Here is a 15,378-nt window from a genome sequence, read left to right on the forward strand (position 1 = left end):
CGTTTCGGTCGTTCGTCAACGATCCTGCGCGAATGTCTGCCAACGACCGTTTGCGGACCCTAGCTTTATGGCATCGCGATGAAGGGTTTGAAGCCAGGACTCACTTTTTCTGCTATGATCCGAAAAGCTGAATAATCTGGTTGCAGATGCCCTGCTTCGATGTGGAATGCGCCCTGTTCAAAAGATCGCGCTACCGTTTCCAGCATTGCCGAAAGTGTAGGAAACTCAATCATTTGCTCAGCTTCGCCGAGAATGAAGCCCACGACAGACCCAAAAGCTCCCTCACGGTCTGAACATACGACGGCATAGAAGTCCCCGCCACCGCTTGCGAAGATTGGGAACCAGTCTTCGCGCCACTGAGGGCTTTTGTTGATCGCGGTGTAGGTTTCAAAAGCCTCATCCAGTGGCAGCCAATAGTATCCGGGAAACAAGGATATATCGCCGATGGTGTCGTCGCTTTCGTTATCGGTTCCGTCAGCTGCTCCGTAGGCCGTCACAACGTCAGGATGGCAGTACTGGCCAACCGACTTGAATCTCTCGACGATGCGTTCGGGCAATTGGCCAACTCGTCGTCGACCGGCAACTGGTCGCAAAAGAGCGCCTAAGCTTTCAAAGATCCGATCAATCGCAGCGATCACGTTCATATCTCATGCGTATCGTGCCTAACTTCGGCAATCCACCCCAAAGCATCCCTCTCGCCCCGTATCGGCGCATGGAACTTATCGCGCAGATCATCGTTCAAAAACCACTCCTGATCGCGGGATGGATGACGCGCCATTAATCGTGCGCATGGCTCAAATTCCGGGGTTGGGCACTCGCGCATGGGAAGCGATTTCCATGCGCATAAAAAAGGAGTGGTCTATGCGTTTCCAACCCCTATTGCTCGGCGCGCTGGGCGCGCTCGCACTGTCCGCCTGTTCGCAGCAGGAAGAAGTCGCCGCGGCACCGCCGCCGCCGCCGGGCGCGGTTCCGGGTAGCATCGCCGCCGACCGCGACGGCGACGGCATCATCGACGGCTATTACACCGCCGACGGCATCTATCATCCGAATTACACGCCCCCGCCGCCCCCGCCGCCGCCCGCCCCGTCGCGGCTGGGAGAACGCGGCTGAACACGCATCTTCGGGGGGCGCGGCGTCGCTGCGCTCCCCTTTTCCTCGCATTGCTGGCGCTCGGTGCGCCGCTCGCCGCGCCCGCCTTCGCCGCTCCCGCTGTGCAAGGCGCGAGCCCCACGCTCGTCGGCGCGATCCGCGAAGAAGCGGGCGGCGACGTCAAACGCTTCTATGCTTCGCGCGGTTACAAACCGCTGTGGGTCCGCGCGGGCAAGCTCGGGCCCGAGGCGGCGGTGCTGCTCGGCCATCTGTCGACCGCATCGCGCGACGACCTCAAATCCTCATCCTATGATCTCGAAAAGCTCGAAGCGCTGATCGCCCGCGCGCGCGGCGGCGATCCGCAGGCGCTCGCGCGCGCCGATGTCGCGCTCTCGGCCGCCTTCGCGCGCTATGTCCGCGACATGCGCAGCCCGGGCAGGGCCAGGATGGACTATGCCGACAAGTCGCTGCGCCCGAAAAAGGCCGACGCCGAAACCGTGCTGCGCGCCGCCGCCTTCCCCAGGGATTTCGGCGGTTACATCAGGAATATGGGCTGGATGAGCGAACATTATGTCCGCCTCCGCACCCTCATGGGCCGCGCGCAGGCCGGGGGCGTATCGAAGGACGCAATGGCGCGCCTCCGCCTCAACCTCGATCGCGCGCGCATCCTGCCGGGTCCCTATGTGCATCATGTCGTCGTCGACGCCTCGTCGGGCCAGCTCTGGTATTATGACGCGGGCAAGCGCGCGGGCACGATGAAGGTCGTCGTCGGCGCCCCCGAAACGCAGACGCCGATGCTCGCGGGCAAGCTGCAATGGGCGATCCTCAACCCCTATTGGAACGTCCCCGACTATCTCGCGCAGAAAAGCGTCGCGCCCAAGGTCCTCGCCGGGCGCAGCCTCGCCTCGCTGCGGATGGAGGCCTTGTCCGACTGGGGCCCCAATCCGCGCAAGCTCGCCCCGTCCGAAATCGACTGGCCCGCGGTCGCCGCGGGCGATCAGGTCCTGCGCCTGCGCGAACTGCCCGGCGGCGCCAATTCGATGGGCCGCGTCAAATTCCTCTTCCCCAACGACGAGGGCATCTACCTCCACGACACCCCCGAACGCGACCTGCTCAAAAAGGCCGACCGCCATTTCTCGAACGGCTGCATCCGCCTCGAAAATGCGGCCGCGCTCGGCCAGTGGCTGCTCCACCGTTCGATCCGCACCAAATCGAAGGCGCCCGAACAGGCGGTCGCGCTGCCCGTCGAGGTGCCCGTCTACCTCACCTATATCACCGCGATCGCGACCGACCGCGGCATCGCCTTCCGCGACGACGTCTACGGCCGCGACAGTTAGCGAGCTATCGGATTTCGCCTTGAAGAAGGCGCGATAGTTTGCGACCTGTTGCGCGCGGCTGGCCGACGGTGGGATCGGGGCAGGCCAACACATTCTGACAAGGGGCTGCATTTCATGCGCAAACTGGCACTTCTCGGCGCGAGCCTTCTCGCGCTCATCCCGCAACTCGGCCTCGCGCAGGAAGAACGGGAAACCGCCACCCCCGCCGCCGAAGCGGCGACCCCGGCGCCGATGTCCGCCTCCGCCGCCGGCAGCGCGCGCAAGGGCCCCGAACGCCGCCTCACCGGCGCCGACCTGTTCGACCTCTCGATCGCCGCCGATCCGCAGATCAGCCCCGACGGTCGCCATATCGCCTATGTCCGCCGGTCGAACGACATCATGACCGACCGCGCGGTCAGCTCGATCTGGCTGATCGACACGGCGACGGGCGAAGAAACCCCGGTCGCGGGCCGCGCCGGCGGCGCCTTCTCGCCGCGCTGGTCGCCCGACGGCAAGCGCCTTGCCTATGTCTCGACCGAGGGCGGCAGCGCGCAGCTCTGGGTGCGCTGGATGACCGGCGGCGAGGCCGTCCGCCTCACCGGCCTCCCGACCAGCCCGTCGAGCCTCGCCTGGTCGCCCGACGGCCGTTCGATCGCCTATTCGATGCTCGTCAAGGACGCGGGACCCAAATTCGGCAGCGCCCCCGCGAACAAGCCCGAGGGCGCGAACTGGGCCGAACCGCTCGAGGTCCGTGACCTGCTCACCTACCGCGCCGACGGACAGGGCTATGTCGAACCGGGGTTCGAGAAAATCTTTCTCGTCCCCGCGACCGGCGGCTCGCCGCGCCAGCTGACCTTCGGCCCCTATCACGACGGTGGCCCGCTGAGCTGGTCGCGCGACGGCCGCACCCTCTATTTCAGCGCGAACCGCAAGCCCGACTGGGAAAGCGACCCCGTCGAAAGCGAAATCCATGCGCTCGACGTCGCGAGCGGCGGGATCACCGCGCTCACCGACCGCAACGGCCCCGACGCCAATCCGCTCGTCTCGCCCGACGGCGGCAAGATCGCGTATCTCGGCTTCGACGATGCCGGCCGCGCTTATGAAAACACCAATCTCTATGTGATGAACCGCGACGGATCGGGTCGCCGCAACATCACCGAAAATTGGGATTACAGCGTCGACGCGATCCAGTGGGGCGAAGGCGGCCGCGCGCTCTACGCGCAATATGACGATCATGGCGAAACGAAGATCGCGCGCATCGGCCTCGACGGGTCGGTTCGCGACGTCGCCAAGGGGATTTCGGGCGGCGGGATGGACCGCCCCTATACCGGCGGCAGCTTCACCGTGTCCGACGGCGGCGCGGTCGCCTTCACCGGCGGCACCGGCACCCGCCCCGCCGAAGTCCAGCTCGCCCGCGGCGGGGCGGCGCGCATCCTCACCGACCTCAACCGGAGCCTGCGCGAAGTGAAATCGCTCGGCGAGGTGCGCAAGATCACGGTCGCGTCCAGCCACGACGGCAAGGCGATCGAGGGCTGGCTGACGCTCCCGCCCGGTTATGTCGAGGGCCAGCGCGTGCCGCTGATCCTCGAAATCCACGGCGGTCCCTTCACCGCCTATGGCCCGCATTTCTCGACCGACAACCAGCTTTATGCCGCGGGCGGCTATGCGGTGTTGTCGTCCAACCCGCGCGGATCGACCAGCTATGGCGAGGCCTTCGCGAACGAGATCGACAAGGCCTATCCGGGCAACGACTATTTCGACCTCATCAGCATCGTCGACCGCGCGATCGAGCTCGGCGTCGCCGATCCCGACGCGCTGTTCGTCACCGGCGGCTCGGGCGGCGGCGTGCTCACCAGCTGGATCGTGGGGAAGACCAACCGCTTCAAGGCCGCGGTGACGCAAAAGCCGGTGATCAACTGGACGACGCAGGCGCTGACCGCCGACGGCCCCGCCTTCTTCGGCCGCTACTGGCTCGGCGCCCAGCCATGGGAAAAGCCCGAACTCTTCTGGTCGCGCTCCCCCCTCTCGCTCGTCGGCAATGTCGAAACCCCGACGCTCGTCATCGTCGGCGCGGAGGATTATCGCACCCCGGTCAGCGAATCCGAACAATATTACACCGCGCTCCGCCTGCGCGGCGTCCCCACCGCGCTGATCAAGGTCCCCGGCGCCAGCCACGGCAGCATCGCCGCGCGCCCCTCGCAATCGGCGGCCAAGGCGTCGGCGATCCTCGCATGGTTCGAAAAGTACAAGAAGGGCTGGAAGCGCCCGGCCGCGGGCGCGTCGGCGGAATAGCGCGCCCGGCGGTTGGCGTTGAAGAAGCCGATACGACGAGTGTCGGCCTCTTCAACGCTAGATACCTGGTCGTTTTCGGTTTAGCCTAAGCGGATGCTCCGGCTATTCACCCCAATTTGCCTCATTTTCATGGCGCTCTTGCCGATGACAAGTTTCGCCAAGGACGAGACAAAATCGTTGGGCGACATCCGGTTTCTCGTTAAACTGCAGAGCGCGATGCAAGCCGATGATCGACAAGCCATCGCGGACATGGTCCGACTGCCGTTGCGCGTAAACGGACCATCCGCGAAACAGGTCAAAATATACAGAAGTCGACGATCGATCTTGCGTGACTTCGACCATATATTTTCGGAGCCGATCCGGCGCGCCATATTGGCTCAGCGAGCAGATATGCTGTTCCGTCGCTATGACGGCGCGATGATCGGCAATGGCGAAATCTGGTTCGACGCACCCTGCCTCGATGTGGCTTGTCGTAACGCTGGAGCCCCAGAGATTTTCGCCGTTAACCGGCAATAATGTGAAGTGGGAGTTGGTTTCCAACCCACGCGATCTCTGTTCAGCGCCTTCAGAGATGTCGGCCAATCACAAATTTTACCCGCCCGATATCAATATCTTATAATTATATCGCACACGATTTAATCGTGCACGCTTGACCTTGCCATGCGACTCACCTAATTACATCGCATCCGATAAAAACGGATGCGATCACAACCCTCCGAAAGGACCCCGAACATGGCTGACAAAATTCTCTTCTCCGGCACCACCCACGTCAAAGGCGGCAAGGACGGCTACGCCCGCAGCACCAACGGCGTGCTCGACATCGCGCTGCCCCAGCCGCACCCCGCGGCCGAAAATCTCTTCGCCGCCGCCTGGTCGGCCTGCTTCATCGGCGCGCTCGAACTCGCCGCGTCGCAGAAGAAGGTAACGCTGCCCGCCAGCCCCGAAGCCGACACGACGATCGACCTCCTGAACCGCGGCGCCGACGGCTTTGTCCTGCGCGCGCGCCTCGACATTTCGGTTCCCGGCGTCGACCGCGACACGGCGCGCGAACTCGTCGACCTTGCCCACAAGGTCTGCCCCTATTCGAAGGCGGTCGAAGGCAATATCGACATCGAACTCAACCTCGCCTGAAGTTTCTCGTCGACCGGGCGGCGCAGCGATGCGCCGCCCGGTTGGACCGTCCCGACGGGTTCACGCCGCGTCGTGGAAGATCACCCCCAAAGTGTGGCGCCGTCCCGACCGCAGCTCGCTGACCCCGTGCCGCATCGCCACCCGGTAATCGCCGCGGCTGCCGCGTACCGGCCGGGCATTCACCGCGAACAGCACCGCATCGCCCTTCGCCAGCGGCACGACGGCGGCTCTTGATTGCATACGCGGCCGCTGCTCGGTCAGCACAAATTCCCCGCCCGTAAAATCGCCCCCCGGCGCCGACAGCAGCACCGCCGCCTGCACCGGAAAGACATGCTCGCCATACAAGTCCTGGTGCAGGCAATTATAGTCGCCCGGACCATATTGCAGCAGCAGCGGCGTCGGCCGCCGCTGCCCCGCGCCGTGGCAACGCGCGAGGAATTCGGCATGCTCCGCCGGAAAACGCACCGCCATTCCCATCCTTTCGTGCCAGCGGTTCGCGACCGCGACGAGCCGCGGATAGAGCGCGGCGCGCAGCCCGGCGACCAGTGGCGGCAGCGGATAGGCGAAATAGCGATATTCGCCGCGCCCGAACCCGTGCCGCGCCATATGGACATGGCTGCGAAACCCCGCCTCTTCGGCATAGAGCGCGGCCAGCGCATCGCATTCGCCGCCGCCGAGCAGCGCGGGCACCACCGCCCACCCGTCGCGGTCGAGCGCCGCCAGCGCCGCATCCCAGTCCAGCGCGGCAAGGCGCGTATCGATCGTTATGTCCATTGCGGTCATGGCACAGCCCTGCCAGCCCGCGCGCATGACCGCGCCCCGTTTCTTGCGCTCAAATCAGCAGGCGGGGTGCGCCGCCATCGCCGCCGGCCAGCGCAGTTCATAGGTCACGAGGAACCCGTCATGATCCGACAATTGCGGGCCGCTCGCGCCGCCGTCGAACAGCGCCTCGACGCGGATCGGCCGCATCGTCACCTGCTCGCCGTCGGCGAAAAATTGCAGGTCCTGCGTGTCCATCCACGGCGCGTCGCCGTCCCACGACATCTTCACCTCGCACCCCGACGCCGGATCGATGCATATCTCATGGACCAAGGTCAGCGGGTGATATTCGGAAAATCCCGCCCAGCGGTCCTCCGAATGGCGCATGTTGAAATCGCCGCCAAAGATCAGCGGCACCGCCAGATCCTGCGTCCGCCCGATAAACTCCGATGCCGCGATCGCCTGCCGCGCATGCGCCTCGCCGTCGCGCGCCGCGGACACCCCCGACGCGCCGCGCGAATTCATATGGGTGTTATAGATGTCGATCGGTGCGGGCACCCCGGGCATCGCGATGCGCGCCAGCATCACCCCCTTGTTCGACAGGCAATCGAGCCCCGCACAGGCGCGGCGGCCATAGGCATCGAGCGCCGTATCGACGATCGGATAGCGCGACGCGATCGCCAGCCCGCCGCCGAGCAGCTTGATCCCGAGCTCGCCCTTCAGCGGCTTGGCTTTGCCCGCCATCTTCGCATGGTCGGCAATCCAGGGCTTCGTCAGGCGGCGCGGCCCCGGCGCGATCGCCGGATAACCGCTCGCCGCGACCGCGCGTTTCGCGGCGCCGCTGAACATTTCCTGGAACAGCACGACGTCGGGCGCCGTGCCCGCTTCGCGCATCGCCGCCAGCCGCGCGCCGATCTGCCGCAGCTCGGCCGCTCGCCCCTTGCGCGCCGGCCAGCCCAGCCCCTCCAGATTATAGGTCAGCACCGACAGCGTCGCGCTGGCCGTTTGCCCGTCGGCGGCCAGCGTCACCGGCGCGGCGGGCGCCGCATCGCACGCCATCACGCGCAGCGGCGGCTTCGGCCCGCAGGCAGCGAGCGCAAGGGCGCTTGCCGCGACAACGGACCGCCGAAGAAACGAAGCGCGAAGAACAGACATCACCCCCCGCCCCTAACGCACGCGGCCGCAATCGTCACCGCCCTGCGGTTCACAACGCGCTCCGCCGTGCTAAGGTCCGGTTTCCAAACCCGAAACGGGAAACAAGGCCATGCCCCTTCTCCCCACCGCGCTGATGCCGCTCCTGATGCTCGCCGCCCAGCCCGCCGACGGCGCAGATCCGCCGTGGAGCGGCGAGATGCAATGCGCCGTCACCTGGACCGATCCCGCCGATGCCGAGCGCAGCTGGATGCTCTCGGTCGGCAGCGACACGAGCAATATGAAGCTCGCGATTTCGGACCGCGCGCGCCGCGGCGATCCCAAGCCGCTCGAAAAGGGCGAAACGCGCGCGCTCGAACCGCGCAAGGCCAGGCTCGCAATCACCGGCATCGGCGATGGCGAGGTCGAGGTTACGAGCTATCCGATCGATGAGGGGCGCATGTGGCACGATGTGGGTCTTGGCCATGTCGAAAATCTCGACAAACTCCCCGCCGACTTCACGCTTACCCTCTCGATCGAAAAGGCCGCGCCGATGACGATGGAAATGCGCGACTTTGCCGGCGCACGCGCCTATCTCAAACGCTGTCTCGACCGCTGATCCACGGAAAGTCCCCCATGTCCCGCACTATCGCCGCCGCCCTCCTGTTCGCTGCCACCGCCGCCGCGCCCGCTGCGGCGCAATCGGGCACCACCGCCGCGCCCGCCGCGGCGCAATCGGGCATCGACGCCGCGAACCTCGCCCAGACAGTCCGCACGCTCGCGTCCGACCAGTTCCAGGGCCGCGCGCCGGGTACGATCGGCGAGGAACGCACGATCGGCTATCTGATCGGCCGGCTTCAGGCGCTGGGGCTCGAACCCGCGGGGCCCGACGGCGGCTGGACGCAGCCCGTGCCTTTGCTCCACACGCGCGTCGGCACGCCGACGACGCTCGCCTTCGACCGCAAGGGTAGCGCCACCCCGCTCAATTTCGGCACCGACATCTATCTCTCGACGCTCCAGCCGAAGGACCAGGCGGTGATCGCGAACGCCCCGATGGTCTTCGTCGGCTATGGCGTCACCGCCCCCGAACGCGGCTGGGACGATTTCAAGGGGCAGGACCTGAAGGGCAAGGTCGCGGTCTTCCTGATCAACGATCCCGATTTCGTCGCGGCGAAGGGCGAGGACGCGTTCGGCAAGTTCGGCGGCCGCACCATGACCTATTATGGCCGCTGGACCTACAAGTTCGAGGAAGCGTCGCGCCGCGGCGCGATCGGCGCGCTGATCGTCCATGACACCGACGGCGTCGGCTATGGCTGGAACGTCGTCAAAAGCCCCGGCGGCGAAAATTACGGCCTCGTCAAACCGCCCGAACAGGTGACCAGCCTCGCGCTGCAGGGCTGGATCTCGGGCGAAACCGCGACCCGCCTGTTCGCGAACGCCGGGCAGGATCTGGCAAAGCTGCGCACAATCGCACGCCGCAAGGATTTCAAACCCGTCGACCTCGGCACCGGCTTCAACGCCGCGCTCCCGGTGACGCAGGAAGTCGTGCAGAGCCAGAATGTCCTCGCCAGGATTTCGGGCGCCAAACGCTCCGACGAGGTGGTGATGTACGGCGCGCACTGGGATGCCTATGGCGAGGGTGCCCCCGACGAAAAGGGCCGCATCTACCGCGCCGGCGCCAATGACGACGCGCTCGGCGTCGCCGGATTGTTCGAGATCGCCCGGCTGTTCAAGGCGGCGCCCGCGCCCGACCGCACGATCGCCTTCGCCTTCTGGACCGCCGAGGAACGCGGGCTGCTGGGATCGGAAGCCTATGCGCAAACCCCGGTCTTCCCCGCCGAAAAAACCGTCGCGAACTTTGGCCTCGACATCCTCCAGACCGCCGGTAAGGCCAAGGACGTCGTCCTCGTCGGCAAGGGGCAGGGCAGTCTCGAAGACGATCTCGCACGCGTTGCAAAGGCGCAGGGCCGCACCGTCAGCGTCGAAAGCCTGCCCGAACGCGGCCTCTTCTACCGCGCCGACCATTTCAGCCTCGCCAAGCGCGGCGTCCCCGTCCTCCTTATGATGGGCATCGCGGGCGCCTCCGACCTCGTCGAGGGCGGCAAGCCCGCCGGGCAGGCGTGGGTCGATGCCTATACGGGCAAATGCTATCATCAGGCGTGCGACGCGTGGGACGAAAGCTGGAACCTCGATGGCGCCGTGCAGGACATCGATCTTTTCTACCAGCTCGGCGACGAGCTCGCGCGCTCGGCGCGCTGGCCCGAATGGAAAGCCGGCAGCGAGTTCAAGGCAATCCGCGACGCGAGCGCTGCAGCGCGGAAATAGGAAGAAGCGGGCGCCTCGCCGGGCGCCCGCCTCCAACCTCAGGTGTTCGCGCCGCCGTCGACGGTCAGCGTCGTACCGGTGATCTGCCGCGCCGCCGGGCTCGCGAGGAACGTCACCGCCGCGGCGACATCTTCGGCCTTGCCGAAACGGCCGAGCGGGATCAGCGACCGCTGGAACTCGGCGAATTCGCCGCTCGCGGGGTTCATGTCGGTGTCGGTCGATCCGGGCTGGACAAGATTTGCCGTGATATCGCGCGGCCCCACCTCGCGCGCCAGCCCCATGTTGAAGGCGTGCAGCGCCGATTTGGTCGCGAAATAGACCGTCGCGCCGTCGCCGACGATGCGTTCGGCGCCGACCGATCCGATCGTGATGATCCGGCCGCCCGCGCCCAGATGCGGGATCGCCGCCTGCGAGGTCAGGATCGGTCCGCGGATATTGACGCCGAGCAGCGCGTCGACATCCTCGACGCTGATATCGGCGATCGTGCCGTAGCGGGCGATTCCCGCATTGTTGACGAGGATATCGAGCCCGCCGAGCGCCGCGACCGCCTCGTCGACCGAGCGCCTGATCGCGGCCGGGTCGGCGCTGTCGGCCTGTATGGCGACGCCGCGACGGCCCTTCGCCTCGATTCCCGCTACCACCTCGACCGCGAGGTCCGCCGACCGTTCATAGGTGATGGCGACGTCGGCACCCTTTTCCGCCAGCGCCAGCGCGATCGCGGCGCCGATGCCGCGCGATGCGCCGGTCACCAGCGCCTTTTTTCCAGCAAGTTCGGTCATGATCTTTCCTTTATGTAACGTTCGATACATAATTAGCTAGGAAGCTTGCAATCGCCTGTCAATATATTATGTAGCGATCGATGCAAAAATTGGATTCCGCCTCGAAACCGGACCAGAAACCGCCGCGCGCGCGCGGGCGGCCGCGCGCGTTCGACCGCACCGAGGCGCTCGACCGCGCGACCCGCCTGTTCTGGGAAAATGGCTATGAAGCGACCTCGATCGCCGACCTGACCGGCGCGATGGGCGTCGGCGCGCCCAGCCTCTACGCCGCCTTCGGCTCGAAAGAGGCGCTCTACGAAGAGGCGCTGCGCCACTATGCCGACACCAACCAGCATTTTGTGTGGGACGGCTATTTCGCCGCCCCCACCGCGCGCGCGGCCGTCCGCGCGCTGCTCATGGATTCGGCGGCGGCGCTCACCGGCTGCGTCGCAGACATGCCGCGCGGGTGCATGGTCGCGCTGTCGAACGTCGGCGGCGACGGCCATGACGATCTGCGCGAACTGGTGCGCGGCGCGCGCGCCATCACGCTCGACCGGCTGAAAGACCGTTTCGCGCGCGCGGTGGCGGCGGGCGAAATCCCGGCGTCGGCGGACCTCCACGCGCTCGCGCGCTTCGTCCAGACGATCCAGACGGGCATGTCGATCCTCGCCCGCGACGGCGCCGGCCGCGAAGAGCTCAAAGCGGTCGCGGCGCTTGCTATCGCCGGATGGGACGCGCGTCTTGCGGGGGACGGCGCACAGGATTAATCCGCGTCCATGAGCGACGCGAAAATCTTCATCAGCGCGAACGACCTGCTCGCCGATTCCTTCCGGCTCGGGATGCAGGTGCTGGACAGCGGCTTCAAACCGACGCACCTCGTCGGCATCTGGCGCGGCGGCGCGCCGGTCGGCATCGCGGTGCAGGAACTGCTCGACTACCACGGCCACCACTGCGACCACATCGCAATCCGCACCTCGTCCTATCATGGTATCGACAAGCAGGATGCGCACGTCAAAGTCTTCGCATTGGGCTATCTGATCGACACGCTGAACCCCGAAGACCGGCTCCTCATCATCGACGACGTCTTCGATTCGGGCCGCAGCATTCGCGCCTTCATCGCCGAGCTGAAGGCGCGCTGCCGCCACAATATGCCGCACGACGTCCGCATCGCGACCGTGTGGTTCAAGCCCCGCCGCAACGTCACCGACCTCCGCCCCGATTTCTTCGTCCATGAAACCGACCAGTGGCTGATCTTCCCGCACGAGGTCGACGGCTTGACGATCGACGAAATCCGGCAGCACAAGCCCGAAGCGGCGATCATCCTGCGCGAAGAGGGAGTGTCCCATGGCTGACGGATTCGCATCGACCGAGGACCGCGCCGCCTTCATCGCCGGCCTGCCCAAGGCCGAACTGCACCTGCATATCGAAGGCTCGCTCGAACCCGAACTCATGTTCGAACTCGCGCAGCGCAACGATGTCGCCATCCCCTTCGCCAGCGTCGACGAGGTGCGCGCCGCTTACGCCTTCTCGAACCTACAGGATTTCCTCGACATCTATTATCAGGGGATGGGCGTCCTCCAGGTCGAGCAGGATTTTTACGACCTCACCGCTGCCTATCTGGCGCGCGCGCACGCCGATGCCGTCCGCCACGTCGAAATCTTCTTCGATCCGCAAGGGCATACCGAACGCGGTGTCGCCTTCGGAACCGTCATCGCGGGCATCACCCGCGCGCTCGACGATGCGGAAGCCAGCTATGGCATGACCTCGAAACTCATCATGTGCTTCCTCCGCCACCTCAGCGAAGCCGATGCCGAAAAGACCCTCGACGAGGCCTTGCCATATCTCGATCGCATCGACGGCGTCGGGCTCGATTCGTCCGAAGTCGGCCACCCGCCTGCCAAGTTCGAACGCGTCTTCGCGCGCGCACGCACCCTCGGGCTCAAGCTCGTCGCGCATGCGGGCGAGGAAGGCCCGCCCGCCTATGTCCATGAAGCGCTCGACCTCCTGAAGGTCGACCGCATCGACCATGGCAACCGCAGCCTCGAAGATTCCGCGCTCGTCGCGCGCCTCGCGGCCGAGGGCATGACGCTCACCGTCTGCCCGCTCTCGAACCTCAAGCTCTGCGTCGTCGGTGACATCGCCGACCATCCGCTGCGCACGATGCTCGCGGCCGGGCTCCACGCAACGGTGAACAGCGACGATCCCAGCTATTTTGGCGGTTATGTGAACGCCAACTACCGCGCCGTCGCCGACGCGCTCGACCTGTCGAAGGACGAATTGCTCACGCTCGCGCGCAACAGTTTTACCGGCTCGTTCCTGGACGACGCCGACAAGGCGAAGCACCTCGCGGCGATCGACGCCTACGCCTGACCGCCGCGGTCAGGCGGCAAGCAGGACGCCGTGATAAGCGCGATCCTCGAACGCCAGCCCGGCCCCCATCGCGACGCAGATCAGCGCGTCCTCGGCGACCTGGACGTGCAGCCCCGTCGCCTCGGCGATCGCGACGTCCATCCGCCTGAGCAGCGCGCCGCCGCCGGTCAGCGTGATGCCATAGTCGATGATGTCGGCCGACAATTCGGGGGGCGTCTGCTCCAGCGCGGCGCGCACCGCCGCGACGATCTGCCCGACCGGTTCGGCCAGCGCGTCGGCGACCTCGGCTTCGGACACGCGGACTTCGGACGGACGGCCATTCACAAGGTCGCGCCCCTTCACGCCCATCACGATGCCTTCGCCGTCGGGCGGCGTCGCGCATCCGATCGCCAGCTTGACGCGCTCGGCGGTCATTTCGCCGATCATCAGGTTGTGCTTGCGGCGGATGTAGGAGGAAATCATGTCGTCCATCTTGTCGCCGCCGACGCGCGCCGAATTGCTATAGGCGATGCCGCCCAGCGACAGGATCGCGACCTCGGTCGTCCCGCCGCCGATATCGACGACCATCGCCCCCGTCGGCTGCGTGACCTGCAGGCCCGCGCCGATCGCCGCCGCGAGCGATTCCTCGATCAGCTGGACCGACACCGCGCCCGCGTTCGAAGCGGCATCGCGGATCGCACGGCGTTCGACCATCGTCGATCCCGACGGCACGCACACGACGACGTTGCTGCGCTGGCGCAACCGGCTCGGTCCGCCCAGCGCCTTGTCGATGAAATGCTTGATCATCTGCTCGGCGACATCGATGTCCGCGATCACCCCGTCGCGCAGCGGGCGGATCGCCTGGATATTGTTCGGCGTCTTGCCCATCATCGGCTTGGCTTCGTTGCCGACGACCTTGACCCGCCGCACGCCGTCGCGCGTTTCGAGGGCGACCACCGAGGGTTCGTTCAGGACGATGCCCTTGTCGCGCACATAGACGACGGTGTTCACGGTTCCCAGGTCGATGGCCATATCATAGGCGGCCGATGTGAACCGATTGAAGAATTTCATAGGGGATAGAAGCTTTCGGTCAGGGGAAGCGGGCGCGCATGCGGCTGGCCGCGCAACGCCCGTGAACCTTCGCTTGTGATCAACCTTCGGGGGCGTCAACCGGTACCGGTGCAGACCGTTGGTTTCTCAGGCCCGGACGAAAATCGCGCTCCGACGGACGCCGTTACCGCACGGTTCACCGACAGCTTCGCGGCTGCCCACGCGCTCAGTCGCGCGCCGGAACGATGAATTTCAACCCCTGGAGCCGGATCACCTGGTCCCCGACGCAGAGCGGCGCCGCGATCAAACGCATCCATCGCCGTGCCGCCAGCGCAGGCCGGATTTCGACATCGAGCGTGAACCCGCGCCGGTGCCGGATCGCATAGGCGCGGAGCTTCTCCATCGCCGCGCGCGACTCTTCGGCATAGAGCGCGACCGCCTCGTCGCGCGTCACCGCGGCGCCCCTCGGGATACCGAAGATGTCATAGACCTCGTCGGACCATGTCAGGCTGCTATCCGACAGATCGCAATCCCAAACGCCCGCCTGCACCGGCCGTTCGGCTACAGCCGCCGCGCCGGGAACCCAGTCGAGCCTGTTATAGCCATGGACCTGCCCCAGCGCGAAATGGCGCTCGCGCTCGTAAAGCGCCCAGCTGTGATGGACGGGCAAGGGATGGGTCGGCTTCAACGTGCTGGTCTTCCGTCGTGTCATCCAGAGGATAAGCGAGCGGCGCTTAACAAGTGATGATCCCGGTTTACAACCCGCTGCGGCTATTTCTTTTCAGGAGTGGCCCGCGCCAGCGCGATCCCCGCCAGATTTTGCGTCCGCTTGATGTGACGGACGCGGGGCGCTGGCCCCTCGCCGGCCAGTTCGCGGAAGATCGCCAGATGCCGCACCGCGCTCCCGCGCACGCGTACCGCGCCATTCGCCTGCGCTACCACCGCCGCCGCATCGCCCAGCAACACGACGTCGGACATCCCCCGCCTCCGCGCCAGCCGCAAAGCCGCGATCAGCGCCAGCCATTCGGCGTCCATGCTGCTTCCCGTGCCAATGTCGCGATCGATCTCGACGACCCCGCCCGCAACCACCGCGATTTCCATCGCGCCCGGATTGGGGCGGCAGCCGCCGTCGAAATAGATTTTGGTCCGGTGCCCACGCATCGGACTACCTTAGCTTG

Annotated in this window: 17 protein-coding genes; 9 read left to right on the plus strand and 8 right to left on the minus strand. The window is 66.1% G+C overall.

Going from position 1 to position 15,378, the window contains the following annotated elements; translation table 11 throughout:
• Positions 1-65: 65 nt before the first annotated feature.
• Positions 66-644, minus strand: coding sequence for an SMI1/KNR4 family protein (locus VGU00_RS03375; RefSeq protein ID WP_327465480.1), 579 nt, complete (start codon positions 642-644; stop codon positions 66-68).
• Between the two features lie 217 nt (positions 645-861).
• Here VGU00_RS03375 and VGU00_RS03380 point away from each other — a divergent pair, with 217 nt between their 5' ends.
• From VGU00_RS03380 to VGU00_RS03390, 3 genes are all read left to right on the plus strand, one after another.
• A complete protein-coding gene (locus VGU00_RS03380) occupies positions 862-1,110 on the plus strand; it encodes a hypothetical protein (protein WP_327465482.1) in 249 nt (82 codons plus the stop codon).
• 50 nt (positions 1,111-1,160) lie between these two features.
• Positions 1,161-2,426 (plus strand): L,D-transpeptidase family protein, encoded by a 1,266-nt coding sequence (locus tag VGU00_RS03385; RefSeq protein ID WP_327465484.1) that lies wholly within the window; start codon positions 1,161-1,163, stop codon positions 2,424-2,426.
• A gap of 114 nt (positions 2,427-2,540) precedes the next feature.
• Positions 2,541-4,697 carry a S9 family peptidase gene (locus tag VGU00_RS03390; RefSeq protein WP_327465486.1) on the plus strand — a complete coding sequence of 719 codons (2,157 nt, stop codon included), beginning with the start codon at positions 2,541-2,543 and terminating at the stop codon, positions 4,695-4,697.
• A gap of 102 nt (positions 4,698-4,799) precedes the next feature.
• Here VGU00_RS03390 and VGU00_RS03395 read toward each other — a convergent pair whose 3' ends face one another.
• Positions 4,800-5,279, minus strand: coding sequence for a hypothetical protein (locus VGU00_RS03395; protein ID WP_327465488.1), 480 nt, complete (start codon positions 5,277-5,279; stop codon positions 4,800-4,802).
• 150 nt (positions 5,280-5,429) lie between these two features.
• On the opposite strand from VGU00_RS03395, the gene VGU00_RS03400 reads away from it, so the two are divergent.
• Positions 5,430-5,828, plus strand: coding sequence for an Ohr family peroxiredoxin (locus VGU00_RS03400; RefSeq protein WP_327465490.1), 399 nt, complete (start codon positions 5,430-5,432; stop codon positions 5,826-5,828).
• 60 nt (positions 5,829-5,888) lie between these two features.
• Here VGU00_RS03400 and VGU00_RS03405 read toward each other — a convergent pair whose 3' ends face one another.
• Positions 5,889-6,602: a 2OG-Fe(II) oxygenase gene (locus VGU00_RS03405; RefSeq protein WP_327465492.1), complete on the minus strand. Its 714-nt coding sequence runs from the start codon at positions 6,600-6,602 to the stop codon at positions 5,889-5,891.
• A 63-nt stretch (positions 6,603-6,665) separates the two neighbouring features.
• Positions 6,666-7,742, minus strand: a complete 1,077-nt coding sequence (locus tag VGU00_RS03410; RefSeq protein ID WP_327465494.1) for an endonuclease/exonuclease/phosphatase family protein — start codon at positions 7,740-7,742, stop codon at positions 6,666-6,668.
• 109 nt (positions 7,743-7,851) lie between these two features.
• On the opposite strand from VGU00_RS03410, the gene VGU00_RS03415 reads away from it, so the two are divergent.
• On the plus strand, positions 7,852-8,337 hold the full coding sequence (locus VGU00_RS03415; RefSeq protein ID WP_327465495.1) for a hypothetical protein: 486 nt from the start codon (positions 7,852-7,854) through the stop codon (positions 8,335-8,337).
• A 17-nt stretch (positions 8,338-8,354) separates the two neighbouring features.
• On the plus strand, positions 8,355-10,043 hold the full coding sequence (locus VGU00_RS03420) for a M20/M25/M40 family metallo-hydrolase (RefSeq protein WP_327465497.1): 1,689 nt from the start codon (positions 8,355-8,357) through the stop codon (positions 10,041-10,043).
• Positions 10,044-10,081: 38 nt separating this feature from the next.
• Here VGU00_RS03420 and VGU00_RS03425 read toward each other — a convergent pair whose 3' ends face one another.
• On the minus strand, positions 10,082-10,822 hold the full coding sequence (locus tag VGU00_RS03425; RefSeq protein ID WP_327465499.1) for an SDR family oxidoreductase: 741 nt from the start codon (positions 10,820-10,822) through the stop codon (positions 10,082-10,084).
• Between the two features lie 80 nt (positions 10,823-10,902).
• On the opposite strand from VGU00_RS03425, the gene VGU00_RS03430 reads away from it, so the two are divergent.
• Genes VGU00_RS03430 through VGU00_RS03440 form a run of 3 tightly spaced genes read left to right on the plus strand, consistent with a single transcriptional unit; the run spans position 10,903 to position 13,171 of the window.
• Complete coding sequence (locus VGU00_RS03430) at positions 10,903-11,568, plus strand: TetR/AcrR family transcriptional regulator (protein WP_327465501.1); 666 nt, start codon at positions 10,903-10,905, stop codon at positions 11,566-11,568.
• 9 nt (positions 11,569-11,577) lie between these two features.
• The gene (locus VGU00_RS03435; protein ID WP_327465502.1) at positions 11,578-12,153 is read left to right on the plus strand and encodes a phosphoribosyltransferase; all 576 of its coding nucleotides are present in this window, start codon (positions 11,578-11,580) and stop codon (positions 12,151-12,153) included.
• On the plus strand, positions 12,146-13,171 hold the full coding sequence (locus VGU00_RS03440) for an adenosine deaminase (protein WP_327465503.1): 1,026 nt from the start codon (positions 12,146-12,148) through the stop codon (positions 13,169-13,171). Before VGU00_RS03435 ends, VGU00_RS03440 begins: the two co-directional genes overlap by 8 nt.
• Positions 13,172-13,180: 9 nt before the next feature.
• Here the strand turns inward: VGU00_RS03440 and VGU00_RS03445 are convergent, their stop codons facing one another.
• The 3 genes from VGU00_RS03445 to VGU00_RS03455 all read right to left on the minus strand — a co-directional run bounded on the left by VGU00_RS03445 (position 13,181) and on the right by VGU00_RS03455 (position 15,361).
• Entirely contained in the window at positions 13,181-14,221 is a 1,041-nt protein-coding gene (locus VGU00_RS03445; RefSeq protein WP_327465504.1) for a rod shape-determining protein, read from the minus strand.
• A gap of 205 nt (positions 14,222-14,426) precedes the next feature.
• Entirely contained in the window at positions 14,427-14,888 is a 462-nt protein-coding gene (locus VGU00_RS03450; protein ID WP_414713492.1) for a hypothetical protein, read from the minus strand.
• 83 nt (positions 14,889-14,971) lie between these two features.
• Positions 14,972-15,361, minus strand: coding sequence for a reverse transcriptase-like protein (locus tag VGU00_RS03455; RefSeq protein WP_327465506.1), 390 nt, complete (start codon positions 15,359-15,361; stop codon positions 14,972-14,974).
• Positions 15,362-15,378: the final 17 nt, after the last annotated feature.

This window comes from Sphingopyxis sp., from assembly GCF_035944815.1.
GTDB lineage: Bacteria > Pseudomonadota > Alphaproteobacteria > Sphingomonadales > Sphingomonadaceae > Sphingopyxis.